Annotated in this window: 17 protein-coding genes, 1 tRNA gene and 2 pseudogenes; 12 read left to right on the plus strand and 8 right to left on the minus strand. The window is 65.5% G+C overall.

What is annotated here, in order from left to right:
* The first annotated feature begins 5 nt into the window (after positions 1-5).
* Positions 6-1,466, plus strand: a complete 1,461-nt coding sequence (locus TRAD_RS14495) for an aspartate aminotransferase family protein (RefSeq protein WP_013179371.1) — start codon at positions 6-8, stop codon at positions 1,464-1,466.
* A 128-nt stretch (positions 1,467-1,594) separates the two neighbouring features.
* Here TRAD_RS14495 and TRAD_RS14500 read toward each other — a convergent pair whose 3' ends face one another.
* Complete coding sequence (locus TRAD_RS14500; RefSeq protein WP_013179372.1) at positions 1,595-2,905, minus strand: DUF2254 domain-containing protein; 1,311 nt, start codon at positions 2,903-2,905, stop codon at positions 1,595-1,597.
* 197 nt (positions 2,906-3,102) lie between these two features.
* Here TRAD_RS14500 and TRAD_RS14505 point away from each other — a divergent pair, with 197 nt between their 5' ends.
* Together TRAD_RS14505 and TRAD_RS16840 are read left to right on the plus strand one after the other, a co-directional pair.
* Positions 3,103-4,866 carry a choice-of-anchor Q domain-containing protein gene (locus tag TRAD_RS14505; protein WP_013179373.1) on the plus strand — a complete coding sequence of 588 codons (1,764 nt, stop codon included), beginning with the start codon at positions 3,103-3,105 and terminating at the stop codon, positions 4,864-4,866.
* A 30-nt stretch (positions 4,867-4,896) separates the two neighbouring features.
* Positions 4,897-5,820: pseudogene (locus tag TRAD_RS16840) on the plus strand (NAD(P)-dependent oxidoreductase); the annotation flags it as partial.
* 67 nt (positions 5,821-5,887) lie between these two features.
* On the opposite strand, the gene TRAD_RS14515 reads toward TRAD_RS16840, so the two are convergent.
* A complete protein-coding gene (locus tag TRAD_RS14515; RefSeq protein ID WP_221401618.1) occupies positions 5,888-6,322 on the minus strand; it encodes an Hsp20/alpha crystallin family protein in 435 nt (144 codons plus the stop codon).
* Positions 6,323-6,543: 221 nt separating this feature from the next.
* On the opposite strand from TRAD_RS14515, the gene TRAD_RS14520 reads away from it, so the two are divergent.
* On the plus strand, positions 6,544-7,854 hold the full coding sequence (locus tag TRAD_RS14520) for a cytochrome P450 (RefSeq protein WP_013179376.1): 1,311 nt from the start codon (positions 6,544-6,546) through the stop codon (positions 7,852-7,854).
* 25 nt (positions 7,855-7,879) lie between these two features.
* Here TRAD_RS14520 and TRAD_RS14525 read toward each other — a convergent pair whose 3' ends face one another.
* On the minus strand, positions 7,880-8,629 hold the full coding sequence (locus TRAD_RS14525; RefSeq protein ID WP_013179377.1) for a class I SAM-dependent DNA methyltransferase: 750 nt from the start codon (positions 8,627-8,629) through the stop codon (positions 7,880-7,882).
* 82 nt (positions 8,630-8,711) lie between these two features.
* Between TRAD_RS14525 and TRAD_RS14530 the strand changes: the two genes are divergently transcribed.
* From TRAD_RS14530 to TRAD_RS15845, 4 genes are all read left to right on the plus strand, one after another.
* Positions 8,712-9,197 carry a flavin reductase family protein gene (locus TRAD_RS14530; protein ID WP_013179378.1) on the plus strand — a complete coding sequence of 162 codons (486 nt, stop codon included), beginning with the start codon at positions 8,712-8,714 and terminating at the stop codon, positions 9,195-9,197.
* 94 nt (positions 9,198-9,291) lie between these two features.
* Positions 9,292-9,597, plus strand: coding sequence for a cupin domain-containing protein (locus TRAD_RS14535; protein ID WP_013179379.1), 306 nt, complete (start codon positions 9,292-9,294; stop codon positions 9,595-9,597).
* A gap of 195 nt (positions 9,598-9,792) precedes the next feature.
* Positions 9,793-10,431, plus strand: coding sequence for a transposase (locus tag TRAD_RS16180; protein WP_148221272.1), 639 nt, complete (start codon positions 9,793-9,795; stop codon positions 10,429-10,431).
* Positions 10,432-11,000: 569 nt separating this feature from the next.
* Positions 11,001-11,801 carry a sulfotransferase domain-containing protein gene (locus TRAD_RS15845; protein WP_013179380.1) on the plus strand — a complete coding sequence of 267 codons (801 nt, stop codon included), beginning with the start codon at positions 11,001-11,003 and terminating at the stop codon, positions 11,799-11,801.
* Positions 11,802-12,334: 533 nt separating this feature from the next.
* Here TRAD_RS15845 and TRAD_RS15855 read toward each other — a convergent pair.
* Entirely contained in the window at positions 12,335-12,709 is a 375-nt protein-coding gene (locus TRAD_RS15855) for a transposase (protein ID WP_083770882.1), read from the minus strand.
* Between the two features lie 360 nt (positions 12,710-13,069).
* Between TRAD_RS15855 and TRAD_RS15860 the strand changes: the two are divergent.
* A pseudogene (locus tag TRAD_RS15860) lies at positions 13,070-13,930 on the plus strand (IS5 family transposase).
* 380 nt (positions 13,931-14,310) lie between these two features.
* Here TRAD_RS15860 and groL read toward each other — a convergent pair.
* The 3 genes from groL to TRAD_RS14550 form a co-directional block, all read right to left on the minus strand.
* Positions 14,311-15,963 carry a chaperonin GroEL gene (gene groL, locus TRAD_RS14540; RefSeq protein ID WP_013179382.1) on the minus strand — a complete coding sequence of 551 codons (1,653 nt, stop codon included), beginning with the start codon at positions 15,961-15,963 and terminating at the stop codon, positions 14,311-14,313.
* Positions 15,964-15,975: 12 nt separating this feature from the next.
* Positions 15,976-16,263 carry a co-chaperone GroES gene (gene groES, locus TRAD_RS14545; RefSeq protein ID WP_013179383.1) on the minus strand — a complete coding sequence of 96 codons (288 nt, stop codon included), beginning with the start codon at positions 16,261-16,263 and terminating at the stop codon, positions 15,976-15,978.
* A 164-nt stretch (positions 16,264-16,427) separates the two neighbouring features.
* Positions 16,428-16,781 (minus strand): FUN14 domain-containing protein, encoded by a 354-nt coding sequence (locus tag TRAD_RS14550; protein WP_013179384.1) that lies wholly within the window; start codon positions 16,779-16,781, stop codon positions 16,428-16,430.
* Between the two features lie 121 nt (positions 16,782-16,902).
* Between TRAD_RS14550 and TRAD_RS14555 the strand changes: the two genes are divergently transcribed.
* From TRAD_RS14555 to TRAD_RS14565, 3 genes are all read left to right on the plus strand, one after another.
* Entirely contained in the window at positions 16,903-17,730 is an 828-nt protein-coding gene (locus TRAD_RS14555) for an SMP-30/gluconolactonase/LRE family protein (protein WP_013179385.1), read from the plus strand.
* 129 nt (positions 17,731-17,859) lie between these two features.
* Positions 17,860-20,244, plus strand: a complete 2,385-nt coding sequence (locus TRAD_RS14560) for a glutamine--tRNA ligase/YqeY domain fusion protein (protein WP_148221273.1) — start codon at positions 17,860-17,862, stop codon at positions 20,242-20,244.
* A 49-nt stretch (positions 20,245-20,293) separates the two neighbouring features.
* Positions 20,294-20,370 (plus strand) — tRNA-Ile (locus tag TRAD_RS14565).
* A gap of 64 nt (positions 20,371-20,434) precedes the next feature.
* On the opposite strand, the gene TRAD_RS15520 is transcribed toward TRAD_RS14565, so the two are convergent.
* The gene (locus tag TRAD_RS15520) at positions 20,435-21,922 is read right to left on the minus strand and encodes a S1C family serine protease (protein WP_013179387.1); all 1,488 of its coding nucleotides are present in this window, start codon (positions 21,920-21,922) and stop codon (positions 20,435-20,437) included.
* Positions 21,923-22,003: the final 81 nt, after the last annotated feature.

Consider the following 22,003-nt stretch of genomic DNA (forward strand, 5'->3'; position numbering starts at 1 on the left):
CCCCCGTGAGCGCCTCCGGCCTTCGCCGCGACAGCGACGCCGCAGCCCCCCCCAGCGGGCTCGTGCGCACGGACGAGGTCTTCGCCGGCCTCGAGCCGGCGCGCTTGGGGGCGCTTGAACGCGCGCACGGCAACGGCGACCTCGTGCGGGTTTTAGAGGCGCTCGGGATCGCCGGCCCCTTCGTCGCCGTCACCCCCTGGGAGCTCGAGGGGCCCGCCGGCGAGCGGCTCATCAACGCGGGCGGGTACGCGGCGCTCCCCTTCGGCGAGGCGTACCCGCCGCTCGTGGCCTTCGTGGCGCGCTACCTCGAGGCGAACCGCTGGATGGGGTTGCCGCAGCAGGCGCTCTCCCCGTGGCGCGGGGCGCTGGAGGCCAACCTGGTGGCGCTGTTAGCGCGCGAGGCGCCGAGCCACGCCGACTCGCAGGTGTTCTTCTCCAATAGCGGCGCCGAGGCGGTCGAAACCGCCCTCAAGCTCGTGCGCGCCGCTCGGCCGGGGGCGCGTTACCTCATCAACTTCGCGCGCGCCTATCACGGCAAGACCCTGGGGGCGCTCTCGCTGACCCCCAACGAGGAGTTTCAGGCGCCCTTTCGGCCCCTTTTGGAGGGCGTCGTCACGCTCCCCTACGGCGACGCGCAGCGCCTCGAGGACGCCGTGCGCAAGCTCGGCCCCGACAACGTCGCCGGCGTGATCGTCGAACCCGTACAGGGCGAGGGCGGGGTCATCACCCCACCGGCGGAGTTTTTGCCCGCCCTAGAGCGCTTACGTCAGCGCTACGGGTTGGTGGTCGTCGCCGACGAGATTCAGACCGGTCTAGGGCGCTGCGGGGCGCTCTTTAAAGCGCTCGCCATGGGGCTCGAACCCGACGTCATCACGCTCGCCAAACCGCTCGGCGGCGGGCTCGTACCGGTCGGCGCGACCCTGGCGCGGCGCGCGATCATGGCGCGCGCGTTGGGGGGGCTCGCCAGCAAACGGCACTCGAACACCTTCGGCGGCGGCTCCCTCGCCATGGCGGTCGCGCTCAAGTCCCTCGAGATCATCCTCGACGAGGACCTACCGCACCGCGCGCGCGTCCTCGGCGAACGCGGTTTGGCGCGCCTCGAGGCGCTGCAGGCGCGCTACCCGGGGCTGTTGCGGGCGGTGCGGGGCTCCGGGATGCTCTTCGCACTGCAGCTGCAGCCCCTCCTCTCGCCGCGCACCCGCCTCCCTCAGGAGCTCGTGTCGCAGCTCGGCAGCGCGCTCGCCCTGCGCGCGCTGCATAGGGGCGGTATTCACGCCTGCTACACGCTCAATTCGAGCCGCACGGTGCGCCTAACGCCCGCGCTGACGATGCCCGAGAGCGTCTTTGAAGCGATGCTCGCGCGCCTCGAGGAGGTCGCTAGGCGCACGCCGCAGGCGTGGCGGCTCCCTCTGCAGACCCCGCCGCACGTCCTGTCGGGGCTCGCTCGGCTCGCCCTCAAGGGCTAGGGCTGGCCAACGGGGTCGCTGGAACCGCTGGTCTAGCGTCGGGGCAGGCGCCCGTGGCGGTCGGGCGTGATCCACGAGCTGCCCTTGCACGAGCCCACGCCGACGCCGACCGGGCGCAGAACCTGGCCCTAGGCGCTCGTGGCCTTCGGGTCACCGCGCCGCGTCACCTCGAGGTAGCGCTCCTGCAGACGCCGGTGGTCGTCCTCCAACAGCGCCTTCTGAGCGCCCTCGACGGTGAGCCGCGCCTCCTCGCGGAGGGTGCGGTGGAGCGCCCCGTCGTCGGTGAGCTCGAGCAGCTTCCCGAGCGTCCCCAAGAGGTGCAGCGAGTAGAGCATGTTGTCCGCCGTAGCGCGCCGCATCTCCCCCAAGGTGCTGTGCACGAGGCGCGAGAGGTCGTAGTCGGGGACGAGCAGCCGGAGCGCCCCCCCTTCCCCGCGGTACTGCGTCGGGCGCTCGCGGGCGCAGAGCCGCTTGATCCCCTCGGCGATCCGGTCGGTGCAGCGCATGGCGGTAACGGGGTCGTTGACCCCCCTGGAGAGCGCCCGCAGCGCCATCTCGGAGAGCTCATCGAACAAAAAGTCGAGGTCGCGCGCCGAGGTGCGGCGGGGGCCTATGGTAAACGCACCGAGGAGCTCCTCGCGCGCCCCCGCGTCCAAAGCACCCCAAACGCGTACGAGCGGCTGCCCCTCCAGCAAAAAGGCGCCCGTTTCGTGCAGCACCTCGAGGACCACCCCGCGCCGGTCGGCGAAGGTGATGAGCCCCTGGCGGTCGAACCCCTGGAGGTAACCGCCCCGCGGCGCAACGAGGAGCACCCCCTCCCCCGGCGGCCGCGGGAGGTGTTCTCGGCGCTCGCCCCGCGCCTCGGGGTAGAGCCGCTCGGTGAGCGCCGCGAGATCGCGAGCGATGCGCGTGGTGATGCTCGAGGCCTGCACCGACTGCGCGGTGTGGTGGATGAAGTAGACGAGCACACCCAAGCTGGCGAGCGCGAAGAGGATCGCGAGCAGCACGGCGAGGTGCGGAACGAACTCGTCGCCGGAGATCGCCCCCCCTTCGCGAATCGCGCGCATCACGAAGATGCAGTAGATAAAGGTCGACACGAAGGTGCCGAGCACCACCTGGTTACCGGTGTCGCGCATGAAGTTATTCAGCAGCCGCGAACCGAACTGCGACGAGGTGAGCTGCAACACGGCCAACGTGATCGAAAAGATGGTGCCCGCGACGGTGATCATCGAGCTCGCGATGGTCGAGACGAGCGCGCGCGCCCCGGCCGGCTCGTTGAAGTGGACAAACCCCAGGTCGCGAAAGAGCTCCTGGTCTAGATCGCCGCCCAGCCGCAACACGAGCGACGCGAGCAGCGCCGCCCCTAACGACATCACTCCGGGGATAAACCAGTAGCTCGAGAGGAGCGCGTCCTTGACGCTTTCAAAGCGGTTACGCACCGGTTTCTCCGGTGCGCCTGGTGCACGTTAGCGGCTTCACAACGCCATCATATCCACCAAGGTCCTCGGACGCGCGCCGCACCGAAGCTTAAAGCGGCCTCCACGAGGCGCCTGGGGGCGAGCCCCCTCGGGCGGGCTCTTTAAGCGTTGAAAAATTTCTAACAGCGCGCGGCGCGGCGCTCGCCTAAGGTGGGTGGATGAACCGGCCCAGGTCGACGACGCTCGCCACGCCGCTCGCCCCCCCGAGCAGCGGCACCCTCACAACGGGCGTTCCAAAACGCCCGTCACCCCCCCGCCCCCGTGGCCTCACCCTTTGGCTCCTTCTCGCTTTTGTGCTGAGCGCTTGCGGGGGTCAGAAGGAGGTGCCCGAGCTCGAGCCCAGTGCGCGTCCCCGCCTGGTGCTCGTCACCGAAACCGGCGTCACCCCCCTCGCGGGCCGCACGGTCTCGGAGCGGGTCACGGTGCGGTTGCAAGGCGCCGCGGCGGCGCGCGGCGTCGCGTTTTTCTTGAGCGGCCCCGAGGGTCAACGAGCACCGCTACACGTCGCCAAACGCGCCCCCTTCGACGCCGCGATCGACCCCTCGGCGCTTCGGCCGGGGCGCTATACGCTCACCGCCACCCTCACGCCCAGCGAGGGGCGGCGGGTGCAAGCGAGCGCCACCTTTCGTGTGCAGCGCGCCCAGCGCGCCGCTCAGACCTACTACCTCGACTGCCACGCCGGCGACGACCGCCACGCCGGTACCACCCCGGAACGCGCCTGGAGGACGCTTTCACGGGCCCACCGGGCCGAGCTGAGAGCGGGCGACGCGCTCCTCTTGAAGCGCGGCTGCGCCTGGCGCGGACCGCTCGAGGTGCGCTGGCACGGCACCGCCGAGCGCCCCGTCCGGGTCGGTGCCTACGGCGTGGGGGCAGATCCTCTCATCCACGACGGGGCTTGGGTCAACGTCGACGTCACCGGCTCGCACGTGGTGGTCGAGCACGTAGAGGCGACCATGGACACCACCGCGATGCCCCGCGACCCCACGTGCGACGACCAACCCTACGGTTGGCGCGTCGGTTTTCATCTGGCACCGGGCGCCGAGCACGTCACCTTGCGCCACGTCAAGGCTTCGGGGCACACTGCGGGCGTTCACGTCGCCAAAGGGGCCCGTTACAACCGGGTCGTCCACAGCGCGTTCACCCACAACACGGTGATGAGCCAGCTGAGCCGCGCGCACCCCGACGACGACTCGGGCGCTTGGGGGGTGCTCCTTAACGGCGACCACAACGTGGTGGCCTACAACCGTTTCGGCGACAACGTCGGGTGCTCGCACGATTACGGCGAGGATGGCGCGGCCGTCGAGGTCTACGGCGCGGTGGGCAACGCGGTGCACCACAACCTCTCGGTCGACGACCTCGCCTTTTCGGAGCTCGGTGGGGAGCGTGGCAGCCGCACCCGCGACACCCTCTACGCGTACAACCTCGTCGTCTCGAGACGCCAGGGTGCGCAATTTCTGGTTTTGAGGGGGGCCCAGAGCGCTTGGGGGCCGACCGCCAACACCGAGGTCTACCACAACACGGTGTACCTCACGGGCGCGCGCAGCGAGGGTCTGGTCTGCTACGGCGGCTGCAGCGAGGGGGTCCTCGCGGCCCACAACAACGTCTTCTGGGTCGAACACAAGGCGATCTACGCCGACGGCCCGTTCTCGGAATCGCACAACCTCTTCTGGCGTAGCGGCGGCGACCCGTGGCTCGACCTCACGGGGACGCGCTTGCACGCTACCTCGAAGATCGCTCGGCCCCGCTTCGTCGACCCCGACGCCATCGATTTCAGACCCCGCCCCGACAGCCCGACGGTCGACGCGGGCGCCCCCCTCGCGCGCAGCTTCGGCGCCGACCTCGGCGGGGTACCGGTGCCGCAGCGCGGCGCGGCCGACATCGGTGCCTACGAGTGGGACGGCCCCCTCAGGGCGAGCTTTTAGGGCGGTCCCACCGAGAGAGCCCCTCGGCAGCAGCGGCGTCACCGTGTCACCGTTATGATGTGGCCCATGGCAGCAGCGCAACCCACCAACGTCGCCTTTATCGGTCTCGGTACGATGGGCGCCCCCATGGCCGCGCGCCTCGTAGCGGCGGGGTTCGACGTCACCGTGCACAACCGCACCCGCGAGCGCGAACGGCTGGTCTCGGGGGCGCGCCGCGCGCCGACGCCGCGGGCCGCTGCAGAGGGCCAGGACGTGGTGATCACCATGGTGAGCGACACCGCCGACGTCGAGGCCGTCGTGCTCGGCCCGGAGGGCGCGCTCCACGGGATGCGGTCCGGAGCCGTGCTCATCGACATGAGCACGATCAGCCCGACGCGAACGCGCGAGGTCGCGCAGGCGCTACAAGCGCGCGGCGTGGCGATGCTCGACGCGCCCGTTTCGGGCGGCTCCGAGGGGGCGGAGCGGGGCACGCTGACGATCATGGTCGGCGGTGACGCCGCGGTGCTGGCGCGGGTCCGCCACGTCTTGGCACAGCTCGGGCGCACGGTCACGCACGTCGGACCTTCGGGGAGCGGCCAGCTCGCCAAAGCGATCAACCAGGTGATCATCGCGGGGACCTACGCGGCGGTCGCCGAGGGGATGGCCTTGGGGCTCGCGGCGGGGCTCGAGATGGACGGGGTCGTCGCGGCCCTCGCAGAGGGGGCGGCGGGGTCGTGGGTGCTGCAAAACCGCAGCACCAACATGCTTAAGGGCAGCTACCCCTTGGGGTTTCGCACGCGGCTGCACCGCAAGGACTTGGGGATCGCCCTCGCCGAAGCGCGCGCGCTAGGGGTGCCGCTGCCCGTCGCGGCCTTTGTCGAACAGTTAGAAACCGGCCTCATCGCGCGCGGTTACGGTGACGAGGACGTCTCGAACCTCGCCCGCACGGTGCGCGAGGCGGCGGGGCTCGACTGAGCGCCCCAAAGCGTTGCGGCGCAGCGCGTAGGGGGTGCGCTGCGCCGCAACGGGGAAGCTCGGCTGCTTAGCCGCTGGTGATTTCGATCTTGCGCGCTTTGGCCGCCGCCGCTTTGGGCATGGTGAGCGTCAGGAGCCCTTCGTGCACGCTCGCCTGGATGTTGTCGAGTTCGACGCTGGCGGGCAGGCTGACGGTGCGGCTAAACTGACCGCGGGGGATCGTCTGCAGCCAGTAACGGCGCCCTTCGTCGGCGACGTTGGGCAGCGTACCGCTGATGGTCAGCTGGCGCCCCTCGACGCTGACGTCGAGATCCTGGACGTGCACGCCGGGAACGGCCATCTCGAGCACCACGTTGTCAGCGGTTTCGTAGAGGTCGACCGGGTAACCGTACGCCCACGAGCTGGTGTTGAGCATCGGCGAGGCGAGCTGTTCAAAGAGCCGGTCGAACTCCCTGAAAAGGCTCCCCGCACCCTCCGTGAGATCCCAGCGCTGAACTGGCACCGGGCGCGCATCTTGAGCACGAACCATGGCCATACTGAAACCTCCTCGTGTGCTGTGATTAAGGCTTTCGCCTTACACTGGGCATTATAAAACATGAGCCTGTTCTTGTCAAGTATTCTCACCGCTTCTCATCATATTTTCTCGTGTTCTCACAGTAACCACATTGCGCCGCGGTGGTGTACGCTGCGCTTTTACGGGGCGCTAACGCATAGACTGTCCTCATGACCACGCTTTTTCCCCGGCACCCGGTGTGGGGCGACCTGCCCGCCTACCGGCGCGACCCGCTCGGGTTTGGCCGCACGTTGACCGCGCAGCGCCGAGTTGCGCGCGCGCGCTTCTTTACCAAGCGCGTCTTTTTTATCACCGAGCCCGAGCTTATCCACCAGGTGCTGGTGCGCGACGCCGCCAAGTTCCGCAAGTCCCCCGCGTACAAGGTGCTCGAGCCCACCTTGGGGCAGGGGCTCTTGACCTCGGACGGCGACTTCTGGCGGCGGCAGCGGCGGCTCGCCCAACCTGCCTTTCACCACGCGCGCGTCGCGAGCTACGCCGACATCATGGTGCGCTACGCCCAAGAGCGCCGCGCGTCGTGGCGCCCCGGCCAGCTCCTGGCGATCAACCACGAGATGATGGCGCTCACCCTGCGGGTCGTCGCCAAGGCCTTGTTCGACACCGACATCACCGCCCAGGCAGGGCGCGTCAAGGAGGCCCTCGAAACCCTGCTGCACGTCGCTACCGAGACCATCACGACGCCCATCCCGCTCCCCGCTTGGCTACCGACGCCCCGCAACCGGCGCTCGCAGCGCGCCACCAGAGCGCTCGACGAGATCGTTTACGAGATGATCGACGCGCGGCGCCGCTCGGGCGACGACACCGGCGACCTGTTGTCGATGCTGCTCGCCGCCGTCGACGACGAGGGCCAGGGGATGAGCGACAAAGCCGTGCGCGACGAGGCGGTGACGCTCATCCTAGCGGGACACGAAACCACCGCGAACGCGCTGACCTGGGCCTTTTACCTCCTCGCGCAGCACCCCGAGGTCGAGGCGGCGCTGCGCGAGGAGGTGGCGCGCGTCCTGGGCGGGCGCGCGCCGACCTTCGCCGACCTGAGCGCGCTGCGCTACACCGACCTCATCGTCAAAGAGACCATGCGCCTCTTTCCCCCCGCCCCCGAGATCGGCCGCCTCGCGACCGAAGAGGTCGCGCTCGGCGACACGGTGGTCCCCGCCGGGAGCATCGTCGTCATCCCCATCCACGTCGTTCACCGCGATCCGCGGTGGTTTCGCGAGCCCGAGGCGTTCCGACCGGAGCGCTTCGCCGACACCGCGGCGCTCCCCAAGTTCGCCTATCTCCCCTTCGGCGGTGGTCCACGCATCTGCATCGGCAACGCCTTTGCCCAGATGGAGGCGACGCTGCTGCTCGCGACCCTGATCCAGGGGCGCCGCTTGTGCCTAGCGCCCGGCCAGACGGTCACGCCGGAAGCGACGCTGACCCTAAGACCCAAGCGCGACCTTTTGATGCGCGTCTTGAGCGCCTAGGCGCCCGGGGCGAGCCGAGCGCGCATCAGGGGCGCGCCACGACCCAGACGCGCTCGGTTTCCGGAGTCGGCGCGTCGGCGTCTGGATAGGTGACCGCGCGCACCGAGGAGAAACCGGCAGCGCGCAGCAGCGCCTCGATCTCGGGCGGGTCGTAGGGGCGCTCGACATGCACCTCGGTAAAGCTGCGGCCCCCGCGCTCGCAGTAGGCGACCACCTGGGCGAGCCCGGTCGTTTCGTCAAACGTGTGCTCCCAGAGGTAGTACACGTCGTCCACCCACCCCTCGGCGCGCCCCCCCTCCCACAGCTCGCGCAACCCGTGGGTCGTGTTGACGTCGAAGACGAACGCCCCGTGGGGCTCGAGGTGCGCCAAGACGCGCTCCCCGCAGCGGCGAAGGTCACCGGGCTCGAGCAGGTTGTTGAGCGCGTCGAAGACCGACACCACGAGGTCGAAACGCCCCGGGAGGGAGAAGTCGGTAAAGGTCGCCCGCACAAAGCGCGCCTCCGGCAGTTTGCGGCGCGCCACCTCGAGCATCCGCTCGGCGGCGTCGAGCCCCACGACCTGCATGCCGCGCGCGACGAAGGGCGCCGCGGAGTTGCCGGTGCCGCAGCCGAGGTCTAAAAGGCGCGTGCGCGCCGGCGCGGGCAGCTCGGCACCGGCGCGCTGCGCGAGCTGCAGGATAAACGCTGCCCAGGCGTCGTACGCGATGTCGCTCATGATGGCGTCGTAGACGTCGGCGAGGCGGCTAAAGGGCGGCGGGACGTTCTGCGGCGGCACGCCCTCTACTTTAAGGCAGCCGGGGCGCAAGGGGGCGCTTCGGACGCCAGCCGAGGAGTAAGCTGGTCGTAGGAGGTCGGAGATGGATGCACGCGAGTTTCGCAACGCGCTGGGGCGGTTTGCTACCGGCGTCACGGTGGTGACGGTACCGAACGGCGAAGGGGTGCGCGGCATCACCGCCAACGCCTTTATGTCGGTGTCGCTCAACCCCCCGTTGGTGGTCGTCTCCATCGACAAAAAGGCGCGCGCCCACGCGCTCTTGCTCCAAGCCGAGCGCTACGGCGTCAGCATCTTGCGTGAGGACCAGGAGGCGCTCAGCAACCACTTCGCGGGGCTAGAGGGCGGCGCCGAACCCGCGCTCGGCACCTTTGCCGGCCTGCTAGTCGTCGAGGGGGCGCTCGCGCACCTCGTGTGCCGCACCGTCGACCGCCACGAAGCGGGCGACCACACCCTTTTCATCGGCGAGGTCGAAGCGCTGCGCTACCGCGAGGGGCGCCCGCTCCTCTACTTTAGGGGCAAGTACGGGCACTTCCGGCACCCCGAAGAGGCGCCCGAGCTGACCGTCTAGGGGCGCATCAGCAGAGCCCCTTAACGCCTCAGCGCCCCCCGGAAAGCGGCCCCCCTGACGTTGGGGGGCGCATGGGTCTCGGTACACTCCCCCTATGAAACTGCTTCAGCTCGAGTTCAACCACTTTTTCGAAGTCGTCGCCGAGACGAAACGGGCGCAGGCCGCCGTGATGACGCTGCCGCCGGGCCAGCGCACGGGCGGCGAGGACAACGTCCACGAAACGAGCGACCAGTGGCTCTTCGTGGTCTCGGGCCGGGGGGAGGCGACCGTCGCGGGGGAGCGGGTCACGCTCGCGCCGGGGAGCCTCCTCATCATCGAGGCGGGGGAGACGCACGAGATCGCTGCCCAGAGCGCCGAGCCGCTGCGAACGCTCAACCTCTACACGCCGCCCGAGTACTAGGGACCCCAAGTAAAGGACCCCGCTTTTCGCTAAAGCCACGCCAAAACCCGGGGCTTTTCTCTAGAGCGTCTCTGCAGCCGCCCCCGAGGTGTTCCAAGCGCCCCGCGCTGGTCCAGATCCTCCGAAGGAGCACAAGTTTACGAGGTAAGGCGGAATAGCCTCAGGAGGCAATACACACTCCAAAGTCTCCAAGTAGTGCTCGAAGCTTTACTTAAGGAAAGAAAATTAAAGGGAAGTCTCTACTGGCAGTCGCTGATCCTGTGCCTGATGACGTTAGCCAAGCTTTATGGGTACCACGCCTATACCACAATGGCACGCTTCGTGCGCAACCACTCTTACCGCCCGCCGCTATTAGGCGCCCCTACTTACCCTGTGGCGATACCTTCCGCTACGCTATGCGTCATCTTGATGTCGAGCGATATGAGCGTGCTTGAACACATTAGGTGCAGCGGAGCAAGACAGTTCCTTTGCTACGCAGCAAAGGGTAAGACCTTGGGTGGTAGCGCTGATGTGCTCAAGGGGCAGAAGGCAACGCATCTGCTATCGTTTGTTCATCAGCGCTACCGCAGCACGGTTGCCCAGCAGCAAGTTTCCGGCAAGCGCAACGAAATCAGCACTGCCAAGAGCCTATTGGGTGGCCTGAACTCAACAGGTATGCTGATCACCGCCGATGCTTTACTAACACACAAAGGGTTTACGGCTGTGATTGAGCAGCAAGGACGCTACCTGCTACTGGTGAAGGAGAATCAGCAACAGCCACAAGAGCTTCTCGCAGAGGTGTTTCGTGAGGGCCTTCCCTCCCCAGCCTTTTGCAACCACCCACCAGATGAGTGAGGTGCACAAGGGCTGGCTTGAGAAACGTTCCTTGCAGTTGGTGCCCCCGAACTTCGGCGTTGAAGATTTTGCAAGCGTGAAGCATGTAGGGAAGCTGGCACGCTACCTCATAACAAACCTTTCTCCACAGGAGGCGGAAGCCAAGCAGGTGCTGACCTGGTTGTGGGGGCACTGGACGATCGAAAACCACCTCCACAGAACGCGGGATGTACAGAATGCAAGAGGTGCCTTACGCATTCGTCGGTATCAGGCGGCAAGGGTGTTAGCGGGCTTGTCCAGTGCCATCATTGGTCTCCTGACGCGACGGGGCTCTGCTCCATCAAACATGTGGTTGAGCTGTTTCGTACTCAGCTAACCTTGGCTCTTGACCTCATGGCTCGTGCTGCTTAGAATTTTCGGAAGCTCGACCCTCACATCGTTCTCTTGCTCATTCCCTGTGTTTCCGCTAAACTGGTGAGGCTTCGCGTAAGCTGCTCATGCTGCTTACCACAGATAAACCCTAGAGGGTAAACCTAAGTATGATGCTATGTGGTTTGGCTTGACGAAGCCGCAAGATTAGGAGCCTATGGATGTTAGTACTCGCAAACGGAGCTTTTAAATCGGGATCTACCTGGCTTTTCGAAATCCTTTCGGCGACCGAGCGCTTCAGTTATGTCCCATACGAATATAGTAGGTTACCATATCCTGCCCGTCCTTGGCTAGCACAAAGCAAAATAAAGCCATTCTTAGCAACCGGTCTTCATCACAAAGAAAACTATCTCACCAAAATGCACCTTTTTTCAGAGCGTCTACGTGATACGTTGTTATCATATGACGACGTTTTTATCTTTGACATCAAACGTGACATCAAAGACTCCCTCGTTTCCCACTACTATCACATAATACGCGAAGGTAAGTTTCAGGAGAAGTATGCGAAGCAAGAATACATCAAAGACGGATTCAGGAAGTATTACTGGCGCTTCGGGCGATATAAAGCACAGCAACTTGTTATATACCATAAGGTTTGGAGTATTCCTTCCCCAAAAATTTACATTACGTCGTTTGAAGTTTTAAAAAATGATTTTGAAAATGAGGTTAGTAAAATTACCGATTTCCTCGGGATGCCTCTAACTCCAGTTGATATTAAAAAAATCAGAGACAAAACCACATTGAGCAATCTCCAAAAAGTGCGGGGGCAGGACAAACTCGAGGAACACAAACGCTTTTTTCGTAAAGGCGTCATCGGTGAATGGCGGCAACATTTTGACTCAGAGATGCTTGCGGACGTTGAAAGGATCGAACAGCAAGGTTTGGGAACTTTTGATATGTTACGCTACCACGCTGTTTTTGAACTAATTGAAGTGAGAAAAAAGCTAAAAAAGGTGTTATAAACTAAAAAACCTGTACAACACAGAGAGGCGAGCACATTTTGTTAGCTAGAGCGCCCTACAGCAAATCGTGAACCAGCCCAAGAACGCGTAGATTAAGCAGGGATAAGCAGATGTCTAAGGCATAAGAGGATGGCGGAGAGGAGCACGTAGGCGCGATAATGAGCGGCTTTGCGGTCGTAGCGTACGACGCGTCCTCGGCAATGGTCATGCCAAGTGTTGACCCGCTCGACCATCCAGCGTCCCAGGCTCACGGGGTAGAGCTTAGGATGCGCCCCCTTCTGCCTGCGTTTACCACGGCGCTTGCGTTCAGGAGCTGAAGCTTTGATGCCACATCTACGTAGCGACCGTCGCACTGCTTGAGAGTCGAAGGCAGTATCCATCGCCAACGCTTTGCTGCGCTTTTTCGGTCGCCTCCGCCATGTACTGGGAACACGAATCTGCGCCGGCGTCGGCAGTGCAAGCCGCAACTCATGGAGGCTGTGGGGGGCTTAGCAGAAAAGCGACGGGTAGGCCATGGCCTTCGCTCACGACCATCAGAGTTGAACCTTTGCCTTTGCGTCCATGGTCGACTTGCTCACCCCCCTTTTCGCAGGTACGAAGCTGCCGTCCAAACTGCCTTTACTCAGGTCGAGCTTGCCGTCTCTTTCCACAAGGCTCAGCAGCTCCTGCCAGATCCGCGCCCGTACACCCCGCTTCAGACCACGTTTTGAGTCAGTGGTAGGGGTGGTGCGTGGGGCGTACTCAGCTGTGCGTGGCAAGTCGCGGTAACGGGCGCCCGTAGCCAAGCGATAGACCAAGCTGTTGAGCACTTCTCGGTCATGCTCCCGTCTGCGTCCAGTGCGGGGTTGAGGAGGTAGCAGCGGCTCGATAACGGCCCACTGCTCGTCACTCAGTTTCGCTTCGTTCATCCCTAGAGCCCAACCAGCTCCTGCATAGCTTTGAATGCTTGGACTACTTCACACGTGCATGGAGCTTGAACCCGTAGACCATACCCATCGTTGACAAGCCCTTGCTCGCCCCGAGACATCTTGTACGCTCGGCACGCCTGCCTTTAGCGACATGCAGCGGTTTGGCGTCTGCGAGCTTAACGCCAATAGCGCCGCTACCCGCCACCTCGACCGCTAGCGTTGCCCACAGCTTTTCGGCGTTGCATACCACACGGTGGTAACGTCTACACTCGGGCGGCTTGGGAAACAAGTCGCAGTAGCTTTGACGCATCAGCTAGGGTCTGTCTGACAGAACCGTTGAAGGTGGTTTAGGGTAGGGAAATGGCACGAACGGACCTAAGCGAGAAACAGTGGCAAGCACTTGAGCCGCATTTACCTGCGAATCCCCGACGAGGACACGCCTACGTTGATCATCGCCGCGTTATCGACGGCATTCTGTGGCGTTTAAAAACAGGGGCACCCTGGCGAGATGTTCCTGAGCGCTACGGAGCTTGGCAAACGTGTTGGGACCGGTTCACGAGGTGGGAGCGTGGACGGTACGTAGAGGCACATCCTGCAAACGCTTCAGGCTCATGCTGACGCCAGGGGCGATATTGATTGGGACGGGGCAGCCTTGGACAGCAGCCACATCAAAGCTCACCATAGTGCTGCGGGCGCAAGGAAGCAGCCTGCCGAGGGAGAAAAAAGGGGGATGTAGCGGACGAGTGGCTGGGTCAGTTGCGCGGTGGCCACACCAGCAAAGTTCATGTCTGTGCCGACGGCAAGGTTCGACCCCTATCCCTGGTAGTAAGTGCTGGGCAATGCAACGACGCTGCCTGGTTGGAGCGGGTTTTAGATAAGATTCGGGTGCCCCGCTTAGGCACAGGGCAACCGAGAAAACGACCTCCACGGCTCCGCTTAGACCGCGCCTACAGCTTTAAGAAGCAACGCCAAGTGTTGAGACGCCAGGGCATCCGCTGTATCAGCCCTGAGCGAGAAGATGCCAAGAAGCATCGGCTTGCCAAGGGTTCTAAGGGTGGGCGTCCACCCGTTTGTGACACTGAGGCTTACAAAGGTCGCAACGTCATTGAGCGTTGCATCAATCGGCTCAAAGACTTCCGGGCCGTGGCGACCCGCTACGACAAACGCGGCAGAAACTACCTCGCTGGCGTACTTGTAGCCTCCATAGTCCTCTGGCTCTAATCAGTCAGACAGACCCTAGTACCAGATCGACCTATAGAGCTGAGCCACCAACTCGCCGACGACTGCGATGGTGAACAGCTCGCCGTAAGACGCAACTTGTCAGAACTGCTTGGGCAACGCAGAACGCGTTTCATGCTCCTTGAGCCAGTCATCAACTAAGATGTAAACGCGCAAAAACAGCTCCTTAAGGCTATGCTGGTACCGGGGTTGTAGGTTCATAGACAAAACCACCATCCCCTTTCTTTACCGCTTCTTCAAGTAGCAAATGGGGTACTTGTTTTTATCTGGCTGCTTTTTATCTAGCTGCAACCAAGCTACAAAAGAAAAAAGAGCGGCCGAAGCCGCTCCTTGACCTTTCACTGTTTCGCGAGGTGCGGGACTTAGAAGTCCATCCCGCCCATACCGCCCATGCCGCCGCCCGCGCCGGCACCGGCCGCTGCGGGCTCCTCTTTCTCGGGGCGCTCGGCGATGACCGCTTCGGTGGTCAGCAGCAGCGAGGCGATGGAGGCCGCGTTCTGTAGCGCCGTCCGGGTGACTTTGGCGGGATCGACGATACCCGCTTCGATCATGTCGTCGACGAACTCGCCCGTCTCGGCGTTGTAGCCGTAGCGGCCGTCGTTTTTGCCCTTGATGGCGTTGACGATCACGCTGCCCTCGGCGCCGGCGTTGGCAGCGATCTGGCGAGCCGGCTCCTCGAGCGCGCGCATGAGAATCAGAGCGCCCGTGCGCTCGTCGCCCTCGAGGCCCTTGGCGACTTCGGCAACGGCGCTAATCGCGTGGATGAGCGTCACCCCACCGCCGGCGACGATGCCCTCTTCCACGGCCGAACGCGCGGTCGAGAGCGCGTCCTCGAAGCGGTGCTTTTTCTCCTTGAGCTCAGTTTCGGTCGCCGCCCCGACGCGGATCACCGCGACGCCGCCGGCGAGCTTGGCGAGGCGCTCCTGCAGCTTTTCGCGGGCGTAGTCGGAGTCGGTGTTCTCGATCTCCGTGCGGATCGCCTTGACGCGCGCTTCGATGGCGCTCTGGTCGCCCTTACCCTCGATGATGGTGGTTTCATCCTTCGAGATGCGGATGCGGTTGGCGCGGCCGAGCATGTCGAGGCGGGTGTTCTCGAGCTTGTAGCCGAGCTCCTCGGAGACGACCGTACCACCCGTGACAGCCGCGATGTCTTTGAGCATCTCCTTGCGGCGGTCACCGAAACCGGGGGCTTTGACGGCGGCGATATTCAGGGTGCCGCGGATTTTGTTGACGACCAGGGTCGCGAGCGCCTCGCCTTCGATGTCCTCGGCGATGATCAAAAGCGGGCGGCCGGTCTGGGCGACCTGCTCGAGCACCGGCAAGAGGTCTTTAAGCGCCGAGATCTTCTTCTCGTGGATGAGGATGTAGGCGTCTTCGAGCACCGCTTCCATGGTGTCGGAGTCGGTGATGAAGTAGGGGCTGATGTACCCCTTGTCGAACTGCATCCCCTCGACGACGTCGAGCTCGGTGTCGAGACCCTTGGACTCCTCAACGGTGATCACGCCGTCGCGGCCGACTTTGTCCATCGCTTCGGCGATGAGCTGGCCGATCTCGCGGTCGTTGGCCGAAATGGCGGCGACTTCGGCGACCGCCTTCGAGTCCTCGACGCTGCGGGCCATTTTGCGGATCTCTTCAACCGCCGCCTCGACGCCTTTGTCGATGCCGCGCTTTAGCGCGAGGGGGTTGGCGCCCGCCGCGACGTTGCGCAAACCCTCTTTGACGATCGCCTGACCGAGCACCGTCGCGGTCGTGGTACCGTCACCGGTGATGTCGTTGGTCTTCGAGGCGATCTCGATCAGGAGTTTGGCACCGATGTTTTCAAGGCCGTTGCCGAGCTCGATGTCTTTAGCGACCGTGACGCCGTCTTTGGTGATGGTCGGCGAGCCGAACTTCTTCTCCAACACCACGTTGCGGCCTTTGGGGCCCAAGGTGACCTTGACGGCGTTGGCTACCGCGTTGACGCCGCGCTCGAGGCTGCGGCGCGCTTCTTCTTGGAAAATGAGGTCTTTTGCCATGGTCTCTCCCTACTAAGCGATGATCGCGTGGATGTCGCGCTCGCTGAGAATCATCAGCTCTTTGCCGTCTAAGGTGACTTCGGTGCCGCCGTACTTGGCGAACATCACGGTGTCACCTTCGTTGACCTCGAGAGCCGCACGCTGGCCGTTGTCGAGCAGCTTGCCGGGGCCGACGGCGATGACTTTGCCCTTCTGGCTCTTTTCCTTGGCCGTGTCGGGCAACACGATCCCGCTCGCCGTGGTCTGCGGCTCGTCGATCACTTCGACGATGACCTTGTCGCCTAAGGGTCGTAGCGTCATGGATGGGACCTCCTGTGGGGACAGCTTTTTAGCACTCGGCCTGTGCGAGTGCTAACCAAAGCCGATGATACGCACGCCGCGCGGCGGATGTCAAGACCCCGGTATCAAATAGCTTGAGCCCGCTGCGCTCACAATCCCTGCCTAAACCCGGAGACCCGAGGCCGCTACCCGCGCTGCAACCCGACCACGAAGCCCGGTACGAAAGCGGCGGCGAAGGGGAGGTTGAGGGTCAACAAGGCGAGCAGGTTGCGCCACAACCCCTCGAGCGCGTCGGGTTGCAGCAGCGGATCGACGTGGCGCTGGATCTGCAACCAGTTCACCTCGACGAAACCGAAGTAGGCGAGCAGCTGGAGGAGGATGAAAAAGATCCCCAACGCGATGGCGGCGAGCTTACCGACCTTTTTGAGGGCGTAGCCCGCGGCAAAACCGGCGAGCGCGCCGAAGGTGAGCTGTCCGAGCACGGGCGCTAAGATCTCGACGCGCGGTAGCTGCACGGTATCGGGGAGCCGGAGCGACACGCCCGCGAGTCTAACACGCGTTCGCGGCTGGGCAGGTCGCCGCTACGTGGCAGCGTTTAGCGGCCGGGGAAATCGGGTACAGGCGGCTTTTTGGGCGTCGGCGCCGCGTTAACGTAGCGGTATGGACATCCTCGTTCAAGCCAACTGCAAACTCGGCGAAAACCCCTTGTGGGACACGCGCGAAGCTTGCCTCTACTGGACCGACATCGACGGCGGCACCCTGCACCGCTTCAAGGATGGGGGGCATGACGTCATCTACTCGGGGGAGAAAGTCGGCGGGTTCACCCTGCAAGACGACGGGAGCTTGCTCCTCTTTCGCGTGCGCGACATTGCGCGGCTCGTCGTCGGCGAAGAGGCGGTGGTGCTGCGGGAGGTCGACGAACCCGGGATGGCGCGCTTTAACGACGTGATCGCCGCACCTAACGGCGAGGTCTTCGCGGGCACCATCGGTGCGAGCAAGACCTCCGGCGGCCTCTACCGCGTCGGCCTAGACGGCAGCGTGACGAAGCTTTTTGGGGGCACGGGCACGGCCAACGGCATGGGCTTCTCGCCGGATTTGAGCGCGTTTTACTGGACCGATTCGACCGCGCGGCATATCTACCGCTTCGCCTACGACGCCGACACGAACGCGCTCTCGGCCCGCGAGCGGGTCTACGCCGCCGCCGAGGACGAGGGCACCCCCGACGGGCTGGCGATGGCCGCCGACGGGAGCTTCTACTCGGCGCGCTTTCGCGGCGGGGCGATTTTGCACCACGCCCCCGACGGGGAGGTGTTAGAACGCCTCGCAGTCGACGCCCAGAACGTCTCCTCGGCGGCTTTCGGAGGGCCTAACTTCGACGAGCTCTTCGTCACCACGGCTCAAGGGGACGGCGCGGGGGCGGGGGCAATCTTTCACCACAAGGTCGGCCACAAGGGGCGGCTGGAGTTTCGCTCGAGGGTGCTGTTGTAGCCTCGGCTCTTCAGCCGCTTAGCGCCCCTGGCCCCGAGCGCCCGCGGCCCGTGGTGGAATCTGACTGAGACCCTAAGCTCCCGGTCAGCCGCGCACCTCGGGGAGCGCCGCACTATGCTAGGCTCAAGCATGGCTGGAGCGGCTCCCCACGACCTCGAAGCGGACGCGGAAATCCGCGGCGACACCCTCGGCAAAGAAGCGCCTAAAAAGCGCCTCGTCGCAGAAAACTTTATCACCGAGATCATCGACCGTGACCTCGAGGAGGGGCGCTACCCAGGGGTCGTCACCCGCTTCCCCCCCGAACCCAACGGCTACTTGCACATCGGGCACGCCAAGAGCATCTGCCTGAACTTCGGGTTGGCACACGACTACGGCGGCCTCTGCACCCTCCGCTTCGACGACACCAACCCCGAGACCGAAGACCCTGAGTTCGTCGAGAGCATTGTGGCGGACGTACGCTGGCTCGGCTTCGAACCCGCGCAGGTGCGTTTTGCCAGCGACTACTTCGACCGCTTTTACGCCTGCGCCGTGCAGCTCGTCAAAGACGGGCTCGCGTACGTCGACTCGGTCTCCGAAGACGAGATGCGCGAGCTTCGCGGGACGACCACCCAACCCGGCCGCCCGAGCCCCTACCGCGACCGCAGCGTAGCGGAGAACCTCGACCTCTTAGAGCGCATGCGAGCGGGCGAGTTCGCCAACGGCGCCCACGTGCTGCGCGCCAAGATCGACCTCGCCCACCCCAACTTCAAGCTGCGAGACCCCGTGCTCTACCGCATCGTCAACGCCCCCCACTACCGCACGGGGGACGCGTGGCACATCTACCCGATGTACGACTTTGCCCACCCCTTAGAGGACTTTATCGAGGGGGTGACGCACTCGCTATGCACCCTCGAGTTCGAGAACAACCGCGCGGTGTACGACTGGCTGCTCGAAGCGCTGCGCGGCAAGGTCGGTTTTCCCGCGGCGCCGCGGCCCTACCAGTACGAGTTCGCCCGCTTCAACATGACCTACACGGTGCTGAGTAAGCGCAAGCTGATCGGGCTCGTCAAAGGGGGGCACGTCCGGGGTTGGGACGACCCCCGCATGCCGACGCTCTCCGGCTTTCGGCGCCGCGGGGTGACGCCGGAGGCGATCCGCACCTTTTTCACCGAGCGCATCGGGGTCGCCAAGACGAATTCGCGCGCCGACATCGGCCTTTTGGAGGCCACCATCCGCGACGACCTCAACTACCGCGCGCCGCGGGTGATGGCGGTCCTCGACCCCCTCAAGGTGGTCGTGACGAACCTCCCCGAGGGGCACACCGAACCCCTCAGCGTCCCCTATTGGCCGCACGACGTCCCCAAAGAGGGCGCGCGCACGGTGCCCTTTGGGCGCGAGCTCTACATCGAACGCAGCGACTTCCAGGAGCACCCCGAACGCGGCTTTCGGCGCCTCTCCCCCGGGGCGAAGGTGCGGTTGCGCCACGCCTACGTCATCCGCTGCGACGAGGTCATCAAAGACGACGAGGGCGCGGTGACGGAGCTGCGCTGCACCTACGAACCGGACTCGTTCGGCAAAGCGCCGAGCGAGGGGGTCAAGGGGGTGATCCACTGGGTCGCCGCCGCGGGGGCGGTGCCCGCCGAGTTCCGCCTCTACGAGCGGCTCTTTAGCGTACCCAACCCCGAAGAGGGTGAGGGGAGCTACGTCCAGCACCTGACGCCGGACTCGCTCGTGGTCAAACGGGGCGTCGTCGAACCGAGCGTACGCGACGACCCCGCCGACACCCGCTACCAGTTCGAGCGGCAGGGGTACTTCTGGCGCGACCCGGTCGACTCGAGGCCCGACGCGCTCGTCTTCAACCGCATCATCGGGCTGAGCGTGACGCCGAGCCCCAGAGCGTCCGCGCGCCCCGAAGCGCGCTACAAAGCCGAAGCGACAGCCAAACCTGCCCCGCTGCAGACCGAACCGCAAGACCCCGCCGCTCGGCTCTCGGGGGCGGCGAGGGAGGCGTTTGAACGCTACCTGACGCTCGGCGCCAACCGCGAGGAGGCCGCCGCGCTCGCCAAAGACGCGGCGCTCGGCGCCTTTTTCGAGGCGGCGCAGCGCGCGCAGCCGAGCCCGCAGCTCGCCAGCTGGGTCGTCAGCGAGGTCGCGCGGCTCGTCAAAGAGGGCTCGGCTGCGCGCCTCACCCCGGGCGCGCTAGCCGAGCTCGTCGCGTTCGTCGATGACGGTACGCTGAGCGCGCGGCTGGGCAAGGAGGTGCTGGCCGAGATGGCGGCGACCGGCCAGAGCGCCGCGCAGCTCGTCGAGCAGCGGGGCCTTAAGCAGGTCTCGAGCGCTGAGGCGCTGCGGCCCATCGTCGAGGCGGTGCTCGCCGAGCACCCCGACAAGATCGGCGCCTACCGCGGCGGCAAGGTCGGCTTGCTCGGCTTTTTCGTGGGTCAAGTGATGCGCAAAACCGGCGGCAAGGCCAACCCGCAGCAGGCCCAAGCGCTCCTCAAAGAGGCGCTAGCGGGGGGCGCTCAAAACCCTTGACGCGCGCGCAGAGCGCGTGATAGGCTTTTGAGCGCTACGACGTCGGCGCGGGCGATTAGCTCAGTTGGTTAGAGCGCGTCGCTGATAACGACGAGGTCAGTGGTTCAAATCCACTATCGCCCACCAGAGCGCCGTTAGCGAGCGCCCCCGAGATGGGGGCGCTGCTTTTTTGTGCCGCCCCGCCGGCGCGCTACCGGCCGAAGACCGCGCGGCGCGCGCCGAGCTCGAGGGGGAGCAGCAACCGCTCCTCGCCGCGCTGCACCTCGAGCTCGACGGTCTGACCGATCGCCCGGCGGCGGATCACGCTCGTCAGAGCGTCGTAGGTTGGGGTGCTCTCGCCGTCGACGGAGACGATCACGTCGGCCACGGGGCGCAGCGCCTGTAGGGCGCCGTCACGGTAGACCTCCTCTTGCCGCGCGCTGCGCAGCCCGGCCCGCTCGGCAGGGCTCCCCGGCGCGACCTGGCCGACGACCACCCCCGGGCGCGGCCCGAGCACCCGGTCGGGAAACAGGCGCGGGTCGTAGCTCTGGCCGACCCCCTGCACCCCCAGGGTAAAGCCGATCACCGGCACGTCGCGCTGCACCCCCTCGCGGAGCCCCGCCAAAACGTCGCTCTCGGCCGAGACCGGCACCGCGTACGACGCGAAGGTGCTCGTCAGCTCGCGCTGCGGCAGCCTCAGGAAGGGGAAGCGGTTGCGCTCCGGGGTGATCTCGGGGTGCCCTTCGGGGAGCGCGTCGGGGAGCGTGTCCAAACCGGGGGGACGCCCCGGCTGCGCGGTGATGGCGATATAGCTCACCACCCCGACGACCTCGCCGTCGCGGTTTAGCACCGGCCCACCGGAGTCGCCGGGGGCGAGCGAGGCGGTCAGCTCGGAGGTGCCGTCGGCGAAGTCGGCCCGCGCCGCCCGGACGTCCAAACGGCGCACCCGCCCGACGCGCCCCGCCAAAAACTCGCCGCGGCTGTTGCCGATAGCGACGATTTCGCTCCCAACCTCGAGCGCGCGGCGCGCGAGCGGCAAGCTCGGTACCTCGGTAACCCCGGCGCTCTGCAGGTCGGCTTGCAGCACCGCGAGGTCGCGGTAGGCGTCGAAGCCGACGAGCTCGAGCCCGTAGCGCGCACCGTCCGGACCGACCGCCTCGAGCGCGCCGCGGCGGGCGAAGCCCAAGGTGGTGTCGACGACGTGATAGGCGGTGAGCACCTCACCGTCCGGCGAGATGAAAAAACCCGTGCCGATGCCCTGCGGGGAACCCGAGGGATGCCCCGGGACGCGCAACTCGATCTGCAAGGTCGCGGGGCGCGCCGCCTCGAAGACGCGCAGCAGCTCCCCCTCGGGGCGCTCGACTTCGGGCAGCGCGCTGAGGCCACGCTGCACGAAAAGGGGCGCCGGCGGGGTCGGCCCCGCGCTGCGGTAGAGGAGCAGCGCCCCGACGAAGAGCAGCGCCAGGAGCAGAAGCCGCAGCCCGAAGAGCGCGCGGCGGCGAGCGGAAACGGGCAGCGCGGCCGCCCCCCCGATGCCGGTACCCTCGCTATCGCTCCCGGCCACGCCCGCACCCTCCGGGACACCCGTCACGTCGGCGCGGAGGTCGCCCTCACGCTCCCCAGTAGCACCCGGCAACGCGCGCGGGGGAGCGGCGTCGACCGCTGCCTCCGTGGGCCCTTCAGCTCGCTTGTCCAGCACCGCTTCCTCCTACCGGGGCGCGCCCTTGGCAGCAACTGCCTCTCGTCCCCTCCAGGGTAGCCCGTCAGGGCAGGCGTCGCC

Source organism: Truepera radiovictrix DSM 17093, assembly GCF_000092425.1.
GTDB classification, from domain to species: domain Bacteria; phylum Deinococcota; class Deinococci; order Deinococcales; family Trueperaceae; genus Truepera; species Truepera radiovictrix.